This is a genomic window from Streptomyces xantholiticus (assembly GCF_014651015.1).
Classification (GTDB): Bacteria; Actinomycetota; Actinomycetes; order Streptomycetales; family Streptomycetaceae; genus Streptomyces; species Streptomyces xantholiticus.
Genome location: NZ_BMWB01000009.1, coordinates 174,119 through 187,347, shown reverse-complemented (window position 1 = coordinate 187,347; position 13,229 = coordinate 174,119). Strand labels below are relative to the sequence as shown.

Sequence of the window (13,229 nt, the reverse complement as noted above, 5' to 3'; positions counted from 1 at the left end):
TCGTCGTTTCCCCGGTGGATCACGGCCGATGACATTTGTCATGGCAGGTGGTGACACCGCGCACTGCCAGGTCCTTTCCGTCGGCGGAAGCCTTGAGGCATGACCGACGACGACTACGTGATCGAGGCCGAGGACCTCCGGCGCACCTACGCCGGCGGCTTCGAAGCCGTGACCGGAATCACCTTCCGCGCCGCCCGCGGTGAGATCTTCGCGCTGCTGGGGACGAACGGCGCGGGCAAGACCTCCACCGTCGAACTGCTGGAGGGCCTCGCCCGGCCGGACGGCGGCTCCGTGCGGGTCCTCGGCCATGACCCGTACCGCGAACGGGCCGCTGTCCGCCCCCGCATCGGCGTGATGCTGCAGGAGGGCGGTTTCCCCGCCGAGCTGACCGTCGCGGAGACCACCCGGATGTGGGCGGGGTGCACCAGCGGCGCCCGGCCGGTCGGCGAGGCCCTGGAGACCGTGGGGCTCACCCGGCGGTCCGACGTGCGGGTGAAGCAGCTGTCCGGCGGCGAGAAGCGCCGGCTCGACCTGGCGCTGGCGCTCCTGGGACGGCCGGAGGTGCTGTTCCTCGACGAGCCGACGACCGGTCTGGATGCCGAGGGCCGACGCGAGACGTGGGAGCTGGTGCGCACCCTGCGCGACGCCGGCACCACCGTTCTGCTGACCACGCACTACCTGGAGGAGGCGGAAGGCCTCGCCGACCGGCTGGCGATCATGCACGAGGGGCGGATCGCCGCGGAGGGCCGGGTCGACGAGGTCGTCGCGGCACAGCCTTCGCACATCTCCTTCGAGCTGCCCGAGGGCTTCCTCGCCGGCGATCTGCCGCCGCTGGCACCGCTCGGGATCCGCAGCCACGAGACGGTGGGCCGGACGATCCGGCTGCGCACCTTCGAACTCCAGCGGGCAGCCACCGGGCTGCTGCTCTGGGCCCAGGAGCAGCGCGTCGAACTGCGCGGCCTGGGCGTCCGTTCCGCCTCGCTCGAAGAGGCCTTCCTGCACATCGCGAAGGACCAGGAGACCACCCGATGAGCTCCACGGACACCGTCCGGCACCCCATAGCCGCGCAGTCCACGCGGACGGTGACGACCGCCGGCGCCAGGATGACCGCACTCGCCCGCGCCGAGCTGGCCCTCCTCGGCCGCAACAGGGCCACCATGTTCACCGCGCTCGTGCTGCCCGCGATGCTGACGTTCGCCATGTCGTCCGCGGTCAAGGAGATGGAGCTGGAGGACACGGGCCTGTCGGTCGGGACCGTGCTGCTCCCCGGCGCGCTCGGCTACTCACTGCTCTTCGCCGTCTACTCGACGCTCGTCGGGGTGTTCGTCGTACGGCGCGAGGAGCTGGTCCTCAAGCGGCTGCGCACCGGCGAACTGCGCGACACCGAGATCCTGGCCGGCGCTTCCCTGCCGGCGGTGGCGATCGGGCTGGCCCAGTGCGTCGTGCTCGCCGTCGGCTGCACGCTGGCGCTGGACATCCCGGCTCCGCGCGCCGGGTGGCTCGCCCTCGCGGGAATCCTGCTCGGTGTGGTGATGAGTTGCGCGCTCGCCGCCACGACGGCGGCGTTCACCAGGTCCGCGGAAGGCGCGCAGATCTCGGTCATGCCGCTGATGCTGGTCTCGATGGCCGGCTCCGGCATGGTCGTGCCGCTCGACGTGATGCCGGAACGCATCGCCTCCGTCTGCGAACTCCTGCCCCTGACACCGGTGATCGGCCTGATCAGAGACGGCTGGACCGGCGGCGCGAGCGCCGGAGAGACCTTCGGACAGCTCGCGGTCGTCATGGCCTGGACCATCATCTCGGTGTTTGCTGTGCAGAGGCGGTTCCGCTGGGAGCCGCGTCGCTGAGAGAGCCGACGGGGGCGCAAGACGGTGTTGGCGGGGGTACGCGGTTGGCGCCGGCGATGGCAGGAGCGCAGCAAACTGCAGAAGATCGACCTCTATTCGCGGGCCACGCTCTGCGTCATGGTCTGGTTCCTGATGGCGAGCTGGGGCCTCCTGCCGCTGATCGGGAGCGTGGGGCACCAGCCGCTGCCCCTCGCCCTCGGGGCGGTACTCACCGTGGTGAGCGTCGCGCAGTGCGTCGTCTCCAACCGCATCACCGGTCCGGCGCTCGACCACTATCTCGGCAAGGCGGTCCTCCCCCGCCGACGGCTGGCGCTCCCCCTGGCCCTGCTGGCCGTTGCGGTGGCGCTGACCGCCTCACTGCGGGCGGTCGACGGCGTCGGGGACGGCATGATCGCCTTCTTGCTGATGCAGGTCCCGCTGGCGTTCACCATCCCGTACGCGCTGCTGGTGTCGATCCGGGTCCTGTTGCTTCGGTACGCGGCGTTCACGGCCGTACTGTTCATGGTCTTCGCGGCAGCCGGGATGCGCGGCGGCGAGCTGGCGGGGCTGGCACTGATGGCGTTGATCACCTGCGCACTGACCCTGGTCACCGTACGGCCGTGTGCCTGGAGCCTGCAGGTCATGTGGCAGGCGGAGGAGGCGAGGGACGTGCAGGCACGGCTTGCGGTCGCCGAGGAGCGGCTGCGGTTCGGGCGGGACGTGCACGACATCCTCGGACGGAACCTGGCCGTGGTGGCCCTGAAGAGCGAGCTGGCCGTGCAGTTGGCCCAGCGGGGACGGCCGGAGGCGGTGGACCAGATGCTGGAGGTGCAGCGCATCGCACAGGAGTCGCAGAGAGAGCTGAGGGAAGTGGTGCGCGGGTACCGGGACGCCGACCTCGCGGTCGAACTCGAGGGAGCGCGCAGCGTGCTGACGGCAGCGGGGATCAACTGCGCCGTCTCGGGAGCGGCTTCGGCGGACGGCCTGCCGGCCCGGACACAGTCGGCGCTCGGCTGGGTCGTCCGCGAGGCGGCGACCAATGTGCTGCGGCACGGCGACCCCCGCACCTGCGCGGTACGCCTCTCCGTGTCGTCGGCGGCCGCGGTGCTGGTCGTCGAGAACGACGGGCTGAGCGGCGGGTCCCCCACCTGCGGCGGTGGCTCCGGGCTCGCGGGCCTGCGGGAGCGGCTGGCCGCGCTCGGCGGCACCCTGGACGCCGGCCCGGTCGGCGGCCGGATGTTCCGGCTGACGGCGGAGGTGCCTCGATGACGGGAGGAGGGCCGGGCCAGGGTGCGCCCGTGCGACTGCTGCTCGCCGACGACGAGCACCTGATCAGGGGGGCGCTGGCCGCGCTGCTCGCCCTCGAGGACGACCTCCTCGTCGTCGCGGAGGCGGCCACCGGCCCCGAGGCGCTGGCCATGGCGCGGGCCCACCGACCGGACGTGGCCGTGCTGGATCTGCAGATGCCCGGCGCGGACGGTGTGACAGTGGCCACAACGCTGCGGGACGAACTGCCCGGCTGCCGGACCATGATCGTGACCAGTCACGGGCTGCCCGGGCACCTGAAAAGGGCCCTCGTGGCAGGTGTGCGGGGCTTTGTGCCCAAGACCGTGAGCGCCCAGCGGCTCGCCGAGATCATCCGTACCGTGCATGCCGGAAACCGGTTCGTCGACCCGGAGTTGGCGGCCGACGCGATCTCGGCGGGCGACTCGCCGCTGACCGCGAGGGAGGCCGAGGTACTGGGCCTCGCGGCGGACGGAGCCCCGATCGCGGAGATCGCCGAGCGGGCCTCGCTGTCCCAGGGGACGGTACGGAACTACCTCTCCTCGGCCGCCGCCAAGCTGGGTGCGGAGAACCGTCACACGGCAGTGCGTCTCGCACGCCGCCGAGGTTGGGTATAGTGGTTTCCGCGCTACGGCGCATGCGGACGTGGCTCAGTTGGTAGAGCATCACCTTGCCAAGGTGAGGGTCGCGAGTTCGAATCTCGTCGTCCGCTCAGTGTGAAGCCCCCGGCGATCTCGCCGGGGGCTTCTTCGTGTGCGGCCGCGATCCGTCCGGCCGGACCAGGACCGGGCTCGTGCTCGGGCGCCCTGGTCCGCCGGACAGGCTGCTAGTGCCAGGCTGTGCCGGTCAGCAGCTCGTACGCCTCCACGTACTTGGTGCGGGTCGCCTCCACGACCTCCTGGGGGAGGGCGGGCGGCGGCTGCTCGCTCTTGCGGTCCCAGCCGGAGGCGGGGGACGTCAGCCAGTCGCGTACGAACTGCTTGTCGTACGACGGCTGGGCACGGCCCGGCTCCCAGCTCGCGGCCGGCCAGAAACGGGACGAGTCCGGGGTGAGCACCTCGTCGGCGATGATCAACTCGTCGCCGTCGAAGCCGAACTCGAACTTGGTGTCGGCCAGGATGATGCCCCGGTCGCGCGCGATGTCGCGGGCCAGGGAGTAGACGGCGAGGGTCGACTGGCGCAGGTAGGCGGCGGTCTCGGCACCGACCTGGCGGGCCACCTCCTCGTAGCTGACGTTCTCGTCGTGTTCGCCGACGGCCGCCTTGGTGGCGGGCGTGAAGATCGGGGCGGGCAGCTCGGAGCCGTCACTCAGCCCCTCGGGGAGCGCCAGACCGCACACCGTGCGGGTCTGCTCGTACTCGGCGAGGCCGGAACCGGTGAGATAGCCGCGGGCCACGCACTCGACCGGGACCATGCGCAGTGACTTGCACACCATGGTGCGGCCGGCCCAGTCGTCGGGCGCGCCGTCGGGCACGTCGGTGGAGATGACGTGGTTGCCGATCAGGTCCTGCAGGCGCTCGAACCACCACAGCGAGAGCTGGGTCAGCACCCGGCCCTTGTCGGGGATCTCGGTGGGGAGCACCCAGTCGAACGCCGACATGCGGTCGCTGGCGACCATCACGAGGTCGCCCGCCTCGTTCTGGTACAGCTCGCGCACCTTGCCGGTGTGCAGATGCACCAGACCTGGCACCTGCAGCGGCTCGGGCTTTTCGACGAATCCGGACACGGTTCCTCCCGTGGCTGTGAACAACAGCTCCGATTGTCCCGTATGCGGGCCGGGACCACCCGATCAGGGGTGGGAGGAGGTCCGGTGACGGCTCGGACCGTCCGCCGACGCGGCTCAGTCCCGCTTGCAGATCCGGTCCAGCAGATTGGCCGTCGCGCGCTGGACACGGGTGTCGACATGGCCGGGGCGGTCAAGGGCGGGGGACCAGGCGAACGTCCCCGACGCGAAGACCAGCGCCCCCGAGGGCGCTCGATAGAGCGACGTCTCCTGGTGCCGGAGGGCGCCGTCACCGTCCCGGTAGGGCGAATGGGCGAGCAGGATCCTGCCCTCGTGCTCGGGCAGCGCGGTGCGCGGGAAGTACCGGTCGGCCTCTCCGGCGACCAGGCCCGGCAGCTCGTCGCCCTCCAGCGCCCCGGTGGCCTCCCACAGCCAGTGGTCCGCGTTCCGTACGACCAGGGGGGACGGTTCCGGCACACGGCCCGCGTACTGGATGCCCAGCAGCTGCTGCTCCGCCCGGTCCACCTCGCGCCACAGCGCGGGCTTGCCGGGTCCGCGACGTTTGCGGCAGGTCAGGAGCCGGTCGGGCATCCCGGAGGGCGAGGGGCCCAGCTCGACCCGCCAGTACATGGTGTTCGCCGAGAGGAACACGAGCGAGGTGCCCCGATCGCGGGCCAGCTCCGCGGAGCGGCGCATGGGCGCCGACCAGTACTCGTCGTGGCCGGGGAACACCAGGCCCCGGTACCGCGCGGGGTCGATCCGGCCGGCGTGCAGATCGCGGGTGTCGGCGTAGGCGAGGTCGTAGCCGTACCGCTCGGCCCAGCGGATGAAGTCGTAGGCGTGGCCGACATGGAGCGGGAGGCCCGCGCCCGCGTACGGGCGGTCGAAGGAGACCGTGATCGCGGCGTTCTCCTCGCCCAGCAGCCTGCCTTTCTCGTCCCAGGCGTGGTAAAGACTCGCGCCGGTGCGGCCGTCCTCGGGGTAGAGGTTGTAGGCCTGCCATGTGAGGTCGGGCAGCAGCAGCAGGAGGTCTGCGGGATGGTCGCCGCGGACCGTGAAGGGGATGTGGGATCGGTATCCGTCGAGGGTGGTCAGCACGGCGACGTATGCGCCGATCGACCAGTACGAGGGGATCTGCAGCCGCCACGAGAGCCACCAGTGGTGGCAGGAGACCGTGCGGTCGGCGGTGAGCGGCGGCGGCTGGACGATCCCGGAAAGACGGGGGCTCGTGGTGATCTTTGCTGCACCGTCACCGCCGTAGTGGCCGATGCGGTAGATGTCCACGGAGAACTGCTGCGGCGGGTCGACCGTGATGTGGAAGTCGATCGCCTCGCCGGGTGCGGCGGCGCCGGGACTCGCGAACCCTTTGATCTGGCGGCGTACGTCGTCCGCGGTGCGGGGGCCGCCGGAACCGCCCCGGGCCAGATGGGGGTCTGCGTACCAAGGAACGACGTGGCCGGTGTCGTCGAAATACTGCTCGCTGCCACGCAGCCAGGGCAGCGGTCCCTGGCCGAAAGGGTCGGAGACGGCGTGCGCCAGAGCGCCCGACTCCCATCGCCGGATCTGGTCCGCCCCCATGTCTGGCCCCCTCCCTCGGTGCCCCTGTGACAACCGCCATGCGCCGACCTGTCAGCGCCGGTCTCCAGGACATCACATTACGCATGCACCCCGTCACCGTTCGTCGCGAATTGACGACAAGGAGACGGCAAGGGAAAAGATCGTTCCCGATGAGGCGCCGCATCGTGAACACAGGTACGGGTCGCAGGGGGCGCGTTCGGCGGACGGAGCCGTCCCGGCACGAGGCGACCCGTCAGACGAGGCGGACCGGTTTCTCCGGGCGCACCCCGAGGGAACCGAGCCAGACCCGCAGTGGCTGCGCATCCCCTTCCTCCACCAGGCTCAGCACCGGCGCCCCCAGGTCCGCCAGGCGCTCGCCGTCGACCAGGAGCGCCGGGCCGTCGAGCCAGTCCAGACCGGGCACCGCCCCCACGGTGTCGACCGCGGTGCAGCACACCATCGCCACGACATGGTCGGCGAGCAGCTCACGGCCGGAGCGCGGCGGCTGGAGCGGCATGAGCGGCAGCGGATCCCCGCCTCCCCAGAGGGCCAGCGCGTCCTCCGAACCGTCCGCAGCGGCCTGCGCCGCCGGGGCGGGCTCCGAGGTCGCCTCCTCACGTGCCATCCGGGCGGTCAGAACGGCGGCCAGCACATCGCTCGCCTCTCCGCCCGGCCGCGCCGAGAGATGGTCGATGACCCGGGCCAGCGTCGGGCCCTGCGGTCCCCTCGACGGCGGCACACCCAGCTCGTCGAGGACCCGGTGGATACGGGCCGCCTCCGTACGCCACTTACGGTCGACGACCTCCTCCGGGTAGTGCTGCCAGTCGACCGGCGCCCAGTCCGGGCCCTGTCCGGCAGGACCGCCGTGGAAGAGCCGCGCGGCCAGCAGCGACGCCGCCTCGTCCACGGCACCAGGCTCCTCCAGCAGGTCGCAGGCGGGACGTTCGCCCAGCCGTGAGGTGAAGCCCTCGGCCAGGCGGTCGCGGCGGGACAGCTCCGTCAGCGCCGATACGACCCCCGCGTCCAACCGCGACGGCCAGCGGCCCATGCGCCATGCGGGCAGCGCCACCCTCGTCAGCAGCCGGTCCCAGCCCGCGTACGCCAGGCCGACCTGCTCCTGGGCGACGATCCGCAGTCCGTAGTCGACGGCCTGTGCGCGCTCGGAGGCCGCGGCCGCGACCCAGCGCTCCATGCCCGCGGCGTGCTCCTGACAGCCCCGCAGCAGCTGCCGCGCGGTCCTGCCGACGAACCGCGCCACCACCTTGCCCATGAACCCCCGGCCGGGGCGGGCGGCGTCGGCCACCGCCGCGTCCAGCCCCCGTACGTAACGGCGGGCCGCGGCTATGTCGGGGTCGGCGGCGGACCCGGTGCCCGCGACGACCGGCGCGAGCACGGCGCGCAACTCGGCCACCCGCATCCACCACAGGAACGGCGATCCGATCACCAGCACGGGAGCCTCTCCTGTGCGCCGTCGGCCGCCGGATATCGAATGTGCCGGATGCGACCGGTCCTCGAGCCAGCTGTCGCAGTCAGGGGTGAGCGCCAACGCGGACGGCGCCGGCACCTCGAGGCGCTCCGCCAGATCCCGCACCAGCCGGTAGAGATCCGGGGCGGAGCGCTCCGACAGGTCGACGGTCGGGCTGAGCGCCGGAGTGGCCCGCACGATCACCGCGGTGACGGCAGCGGCGGTCACCAGCACGATCAGCGCGCAGACCGCGACGACCCACCGGGCGATGTCCCAGGCGGCGCCCTCCATGTGCCCCGCCGCAGCGCCGGCGAACAGAACGACGGCGACGGCCACCGGGAGGAGCGCCGCGGCGACCGCCCTGCTGCGGATACGCAGCACGGCCAGCGCCTTGGCACGCGCTCCCCTCGCGCCCATCGATTCACCGATACCGGTACCGGACACGGCCGGACCTCACCCCCTCTGCCCTGCGACGGTGTTGGTCACTCCCCCACTGTGGCACCGCCCACTGACATCGCAATGCCGGTGGGCCAAGTGCCGGAATGCCTGCGCCGCACCATAGTTGGGGCTTCGGCGGCCGTCATCCGGATGGGGCAGCCGTCACTCGATGGAATGGCTTTGGACAAGGGATCGCCCGCCCGGACGGACCGTCGGGGCGGGCGGGACGCGGCAGCGGGGCGCGGGCTCGGGGCGGGCTCGAAGCGTGCTCCGGCCCCCGGGCTGTGGCTGACGCGGATCAGGCCTTTGCGGCCTTGCGCGCGATGTCCGTGCGGTGCTGGGAGCCGTCGAGACGGATCCTGCCCACGGCGCGGTACGCCCGCTCGCGGGCCTCGACGAGGTCCTTGCCTGTCGCCGTGACCGACAGCACCCGGCCGCCCGCGCTCACGACGGCGTCACCGTCCCGCTTCGTACCGGCGTGCAGGACGTACGCATGGGGCGCGTCCTCGGCGGCGACCGCGTCCAGGCCCTCGATGGGGTCGCCGGTGCGCGGGGTGTCCGGGTAGTTGTGCGAGGCGACCACGACGGTCACGGCGGCGTCGTCGCGCCAGTTGAGCGGCGGCTCCGCGTCCAGGGTGCCCTTCGCCGCGTGGAGCAGAACCCTCGACAGCGGGGTCTTGAGGCGCGCCAGGACCACCTGGGTCTCCGGGTCGCCGAAGCGGGCGTTGAACTCGATCACACGCACACCGCGGGAGGTGATGGCGAGCCCCGCGTACAGCAGGCCGGAGAACGGCGTACCGCGGCGGCGCAGCTCGTCGACGGTCGGCTGCAGCACGCTCGCCATGACCTCGTCGACCAGCTTGGGGTCCGCCCAAGGAAGCGGCGAGTAGGCACCCATACCGCCCGTGTTGGGGCCCTCGTCGTCGTCGAGGGCGCGCTTGAAGTCCTGCGCCGGCTGCAACGGGAGGACCGTCTCACCGTCGGTGATGGCGAAGAGGGAGACCTCGGGACCGTCGAGGAACTCCTCGATCACGACGCGGCCGCAGGCCAGCGCATGCTCGCGGGCGGCCGCGAGGTCGCCCGTGACGACGACGCCCTTGCCGGCCGCCAGACCGTCGTCCTTGACGACGTAGGGGGCGCCGAAGGCGTCCAGCGCCTCGTCGATCTCCGCGGCGGTCGTGCAGACGTAACTACGCGCCGTGGGCACTCCGGCCGCCGCCATCACATCCTTCGCGAAGGCCTTGGAGCCCTCCAGCTGCGCAGCCTCCTTGCTGGGGCCGAAGCAGGGGATGCCCGCCCTGCGCACGGCGTCGGCCACGCCGGCGACCAGCGGCGCCTCGGGGCCGACCACGACGAGCTCGGCACCGATACCGGTGGCCAGCTCCGCGACGGCCGCGCCGTCGAGCTGATCGACCGGGTGGAGCTCGGCGACCTCCGCGATGCCGGCGTTTCCGGGCGCGCAGTGCAGAGCGGTGACGTCGGGATCGAGGGACAGAGAGCGGCACAGGGCATGTTCGCGGGCGCCGCCGCCGATGACGAGGACCTTCACGGCAGCCAGCCTAACCGCCGACCGCCGAAAGCCGTCGTACGGGCCTCCGAGGACGTGCCCCCTACTCGTTCGTATATTCCTCCACCACCGTGGCGCCGAGCTCGCGCACGATCAGGTCGTGGCCCGACAGCGCGGAGTCGACCAGGTCCGGATCGTCCGCCTCCGGTACGTCGTCCTCGAGAGAGACCGGCGGCGGCGCATACGCCTCCGGCGGCCGGGGCGGCTCAGGCGCTGCGGACCGCGGTGCGGAAGCGGCGGCAGCCGGAGCGGGGGCTGCCTGGTGCGACGGCTGCGACGCGGGCTGGGCGGGACGCGGTGCCGGTGGGGCCGCGGGCGCGGGGGCAGGGGACTGCGGCCGGCTCTGGCCGTAGCCGCCCTGGGCGGGCTGGTTCCCGTAACCGCCGGGGCCGGCAGAGGGGGACGGCGCGGTGCCGGGCCCACCGGAGCCGCCGGACGGGTCGATGATCGCCTCGACCTTCCACTGCACGTTGAACTGCTCGGCGAGCGCCTGCTTCAGGACGTCCTCGCTGCCGCTGCTCGTGAAGGTGTCCCTGGCACCGGCGTTGAGGAACCCGAGCTGGAGGGTCGTCCCGTCGAAGCCCGCCACCTGTGCGTTCTGGCTGAGCAGGATCCAGGTGAAGCGGCGGCGGTTCTTCACCGCCTCCAGGATCTCCGGCCACATGTTCCGCACCTGGCCGGCGCCCTGAGCCATGCCCTGACCCGGAGCCGGCGACGCGGGCGCCGCCGGAGCGGGGGCGGGGGCCGGCGCGGCAGCGCCGGGCTGCGGCACGCCTTGGCCCGGGGCGGAAGCCGTCGGCCAGCCGCCGGGCCGGCGCCCGGCCTCAGCCGGTCCGCCCTGCCGGGTGGCGCCGGGCCACGCACCGGGCCGGGGTGCGGTGGGCTGCTGGGCCGGTGGCTCCTCGATCGGCGGTTGCGGCTGCTGCTGAGCCACAGACGTCGCGGGCGGTGCGGTCGCCGGGGCGGCAGGGGGCTCCGGGGGGCCGACGGGCGCGGCGTCGCTGCGCGCCGCGGCACGGGCGGCAGCCGGACCACCGCCGGGCGGTACGGGCGCATGTGCCTGGACGTCCGGCCCCGGTACGTATCCCATAGCGGGCCCCGGACCGCCGGCCGAGAACGACGCACCCCGCTCCAGACGGTCCAGCCTGGCCTGCACCGACCGCTCGTCGTCGAACGCCGCAGGCAGCAGCACCCGGGCGCAGATCAGCTCCAGCTGCAACCGCGGGGACGTGGCTCCGCGCATCTCGGTCAGCCCCGTGTTGACCAGGTCGGCCGCCCTGCTGAGCTCGGCGGCGCCGAACACCGACGCCTGCGCCTGCATCCGCTCGACCACGTCGGCCGGGGCGTCGATCAGCCCCTTGGTGCCGGCGTCCGGCACAGCGGCGAGGATCACCAGGTCCCGCAGCCGCTCCAGCAGATCGGCGACGAAACGGCGGGGGTCGTTCCCGCCTTCGACGACACGGTCCACGACCTCGAAGGCCGCGGCGCCGTCGCCGGACGCGAAGGCATCCACGACGGAGTCGAGGAGCGACCCGTCCGTGTAACCGAGAAGGGCCGTCGCCATGGCGTATGTCACACCGTCCTCGGCGGCGCCTGCGAGCAGCTGGTCCATGACGGACATGGAGTCGCGCACGGAGCCCGCGCCCGCCCGGACGACCAGCGGCAGCACGCCGTCCTCGACGGGGATGCCCTCCCGGCCGCACACCTCGCCCAGGTACTCCCGGAGCGTGCCGGGCGGCACCAGCCGGAACGGATAGTGATGCGTCCTCGACCGGATGGTCCCGATGACCTTCTCGGGCTCGGTGGTCGCGAAGATGAACTTCAGATGCTCCGGCGGCTCCTCGACCACCTTCAGCAGGGCGTTGAACCCCGCGGAGGTGACCATGTGGGCCTCGTCGATGATGTAGATCTTGTAACGACTGCTCGCCGGGCCGAAGAACGCCTTCTCGCGCAGTTCACGGGCGTCGTCCACGCCGCCGTGCGAAGCGGCGTCGATCTCGATGACGTCGATCGAGCCCGGCCCGTTGCGGGCCAGGTCCTGGCAGGACCGGCACTCCCCGCAGGGCGTCGGCGTCGGCCCCTTCTCGCAGTTCAGACAGCGGGCGAGGATGCGGGCACTGGTCGTCTTGCCACAGCCACGCGGCCCGCTGAACAGATACGCGTGATTGACCCGGTTGTTCCGCAGGGCCTGCTGGAGCGGGTCAGTGACATGCTCCTGACCGATGACCTCTGCGAACGACTCGGGGCGGTAGCGGCGGTACAGCGCAAGGGACGACACACCTACGAGGTTATCGGGGCCCACCGACAACCGGATCCGCCCCGCGATCGCCCACCCCCGGCAAACGCAAGCGCCCCTCACGCACCCGCCAGAGCCGACCTACCCTTGCTGCCTTCCGGCCCTGGGGGAGTTCAGTCAGATAGCGCCACGTGAGGGGCTGCGCCCAGGTTACCCGATGCCCGGGGGTGATCGGGCCGCCGGGACGAAGATCGCGAACAGGTTCGCGAGCACTCCTCGACGTCTTGTATTGTTTGCGGCGGAGGATTCGCCTAGTGGCCTAGGGCGCACGCTTGGAAAGCGTGTTGGGGGCAACCCCTCACGAGTTCGAATCTCGTATCCTCCGCCAGTGCCTCACCGGGCACGATGTCGAAGGGCCCCACCGTTCACGGTGGGGCCCTTCGTCGTGCGTGGTCTCATTTTTGGTCTCAATTGGGTCCGGAGTAGCCCCACAGCTTCTCGCCGACCTGGTCGGCCACCTTCCGCAGCATGGGCCCAGTCACATGCATGTAGCGAGCGCGCATCCGCGCGGCACCGCCCGGCTCCCAGCCCATGATCGCGTCCACGATCACGTCCGGGACGCCGAGCAGGAGGAGGACCGTGCCCGCCGTGTGCCGGGCATCGTGCAGCCGCCCGTCACGCACTCCCGCGTCCCGGAGAAGCCGCTTCCAGAGGTGGTAGTCGGTGTTCGGGCTCAGCGGCCCGCCAGTCGGTGAGGCGAAGACGTAGCCCTTGGCCTCCCAGTCGCCCCCGGCTTCTTGGAGCAGCATCGGCCAGGCGAAGGCGGCGATGGCCTCGTCCCGGGAGAAGTCGCCGCCGTCCAGGACTTCGGCGACCGCCGAGACGGTGGCGGCGCCGGGGCGGCGGGTCTTTTCGCTGCACCGCAGTTTCCCCGTCATACACACGCGCAGCACCGCCAGCAGGTTGGCCTGCGCCTCGTGCTCGGTCTGCCGGACTCGTGGGGTGCCGGTGGTCTCCTGTCGCTGTTCGACCGGTCTCACTGCTCGTGTTCCCCGCTTCGTGCCGCCCGCGTCCCGTTCCTCGGCCGAGGGGGTCGGCCGCCGCCCAGTGGGGCTTCGCCATGTCCAGTCCCG

9 protein-coding genes, 2 tRNA genes, 1 other RNA gene and 1 pseudogene are annotated in these 13,229 nt (G+C 72.1%); 6 read left to right on the top strand and 7 right to left on the bottom strand.

The annotated features are described in order from the left end of the window. The first annotated feature begins 99 nt into the window (after positions 1-99). The 5 genes from IE198_RS16750 (at position 100) to IE198_RS16730 (ending at position 3,822) form a co-directional block, all read left to right on the top strand. Entirely contained in the window at positions 100-1,032 is a 933-nt protein-coding gene (locus IE198_RS16750) for an ABC transporter ATP-binding protein (protein WP_189887243.1), read from the top strand. Then, a complete protein-coding gene (locus IE198_RS16745) occupies positions 1,029-1,847 on the top strand; it encodes an ABC transporter permease (protein ID WP_189887242.1) in 819 nt (272 codons plus the stop codon). Before IE198_RS16750 ends, IE198_RS16745 begins: the two co-directional genes overlap by 4 nt. A 117-nt stretch (positions 1,848-1,964) precedes the next feature. Beyond that, on the top strand, positions 1,965-3,095 hold the full coding sequence (locus IE198_RS16740; RefSeq protein WP_229834014.1) for a sensor histidine kinase: 1,131 nt from the start codon (positions 1,965-1,967) through the stop codon (positions 3,093-3,095). Then, on the top strand, positions 3,092-3,727 hold the full coding sequence (locus IE198_RS16735) for a response regulator transcription factor (RefSeq protein WP_189887237.1): 636 nt from the start codon (positions 3,092-3,094) through the stop codon (positions 3,725-3,727). The genes IE198_RS16740 and IE198_RS16735 overlap by 4 nt, the downstream gene beginning before the upstream one ends. A gap of 22 nt (positions 3,728-3,749) precedes the next feature. Next, a tRNA-Gly gene (locus IE198_RS16730) sits at positions 3,750-3,822 on the top strand. Positions 3,823-3,936: 114 nt separating this feature from the next. On the opposite strand, the gene IE198_RS16725 is transcribed toward IE198_RS16730, so the two are convergent. The 6 genes from IE198_RS16725 to ffs form a co-directional block, all read right to left on the bottom strand. Further along, positions 3,937-4,836, bottom strand: coding sequence for a phosphoribosylaminoimidazolesuccinocarboxamide synthase (locus tag IE198_RS16725; RefSeq protein WP_189887235.1), 900 nt, complete (start codon positions 4,834-4,836; stop codon positions 3,937-3,939). Positions 4,837-4,950: 114 nt separating this feature from the next. Continuing rightward, positions 4,951-6,411 carry a N,N-dimethylformamidase beta subunit family domain-containing protein gene (locus tag IE198_RS16720; protein ID WP_189887233.1) on the bottom strand — a complete coding sequence of 487 codons (1,461 nt, stop codon included), beginning with the start codon at positions 6,409-6,411 and terminating at the stop codon, positions 4,951-4,953. Positions 6,412-6,643: 232 nt separating this feature from the next. Next, complete coding sequence (locus IE198_RS16715) at positions 6,644-8,299, bottom strand: M48 family metalloprotease (RefSeq protein WP_189887220.1); 1,656 nt, start codon at positions 8,297-8,299, stop codon at positions 6,644-6,646. Between the two features lie 292 nt (positions 8,300-8,591). Continuing rightward, on the bottom strand, positions 8,592-9,842 hold the full coding sequence (gene purD, locus IE198_RS16710; protein WP_189887218.1) for a phosphoribosylamine--glycine ligase: 1,251 nt from the start codon (positions 9,840-9,842) through the stop codon (positions 8,592-8,594). A gap of 61 nt (positions 9,843-9,903) precedes the next feature. Continuing rightward, the gene (locus tag IE198_RS16705; RefSeq protein ID WP_189887216.1) at positions 9,904-12,138 is read right to left on the bottom strand and encodes a DNA polymerase III subunit gamma and tau; all 2,235 of its coding nucleotides are present in this window, start codon (positions 12,136-12,138) and stop codon (positions 9,904-9,906) included. 63 nt (positions 12,139-12,201) lie between these two features. Continuing rightward, positions 12,202-12,300: signal recognition particle sRNA small type (gene ffs, locus IE198_RS16700), an RNA gene on the bottom strand. Between the two features lie 96 nt (positions 12,301-12,396). On the opposite strand from ffs, the gene IE198_RS16695 reads away from it, so the two are divergent. Further along, positions 12,397-12,484, top strand: a tRNA-Ser gene (locus IE198_RS16695). A gap of 79 nt (positions 12,485-12,563) precedes the next feature. Here the strand turns inward: IE198_RS16695 and IE198_RS16690 are convergent. Then, positions 12,564-12,890, bottom strand: a pseudogene (locus IE198_RS16690) (tyrosine-type recombinase/integrase); the annotation flags it as partial. Between the last annotated feature and the right edge of the window lie 339 nt (positions 12,891-13,229).

Bases quoted from the DNA above. Each gene is read 5' to 3' on its own strand.
- IE198_RS16720 (WP_189887233.1), bottom strand. From the start codon at position 6,411: ATGGGGGCGGACCAGATCCGGCGATGGGAGTCGGGCGCTCTGGCGCAC.
- IE198_RS16745 (WP_189887242.1), top strand. From the start codon at position 1,029: ATGAGCTCCACGGACACCGTCCGGCACCCCATAGCCGCGCAGTCCACG.
- IE198_RS16750 (WP_189887243.1), top strand. From the start codon at position 100: ATGACCGACGACGACTACGTGATCGAGGCCGAGGACCTCCGGCGCACC.
- IE198_RS16735 (WP_189887237.1), top strand. From the start codon at position 3,092: ATGACGGGAGGAGGGCCGGGCCAGGGTGCGCCCGTGCGACTGCTGCTC.
- IE198_RS16740 (WP_229834014.1), top strand. From the start codon at position 1,965: ATGGTCTGGTTCCTGATGGCGAGCTGGGGCCTCCTGCCGCTGATCGGG.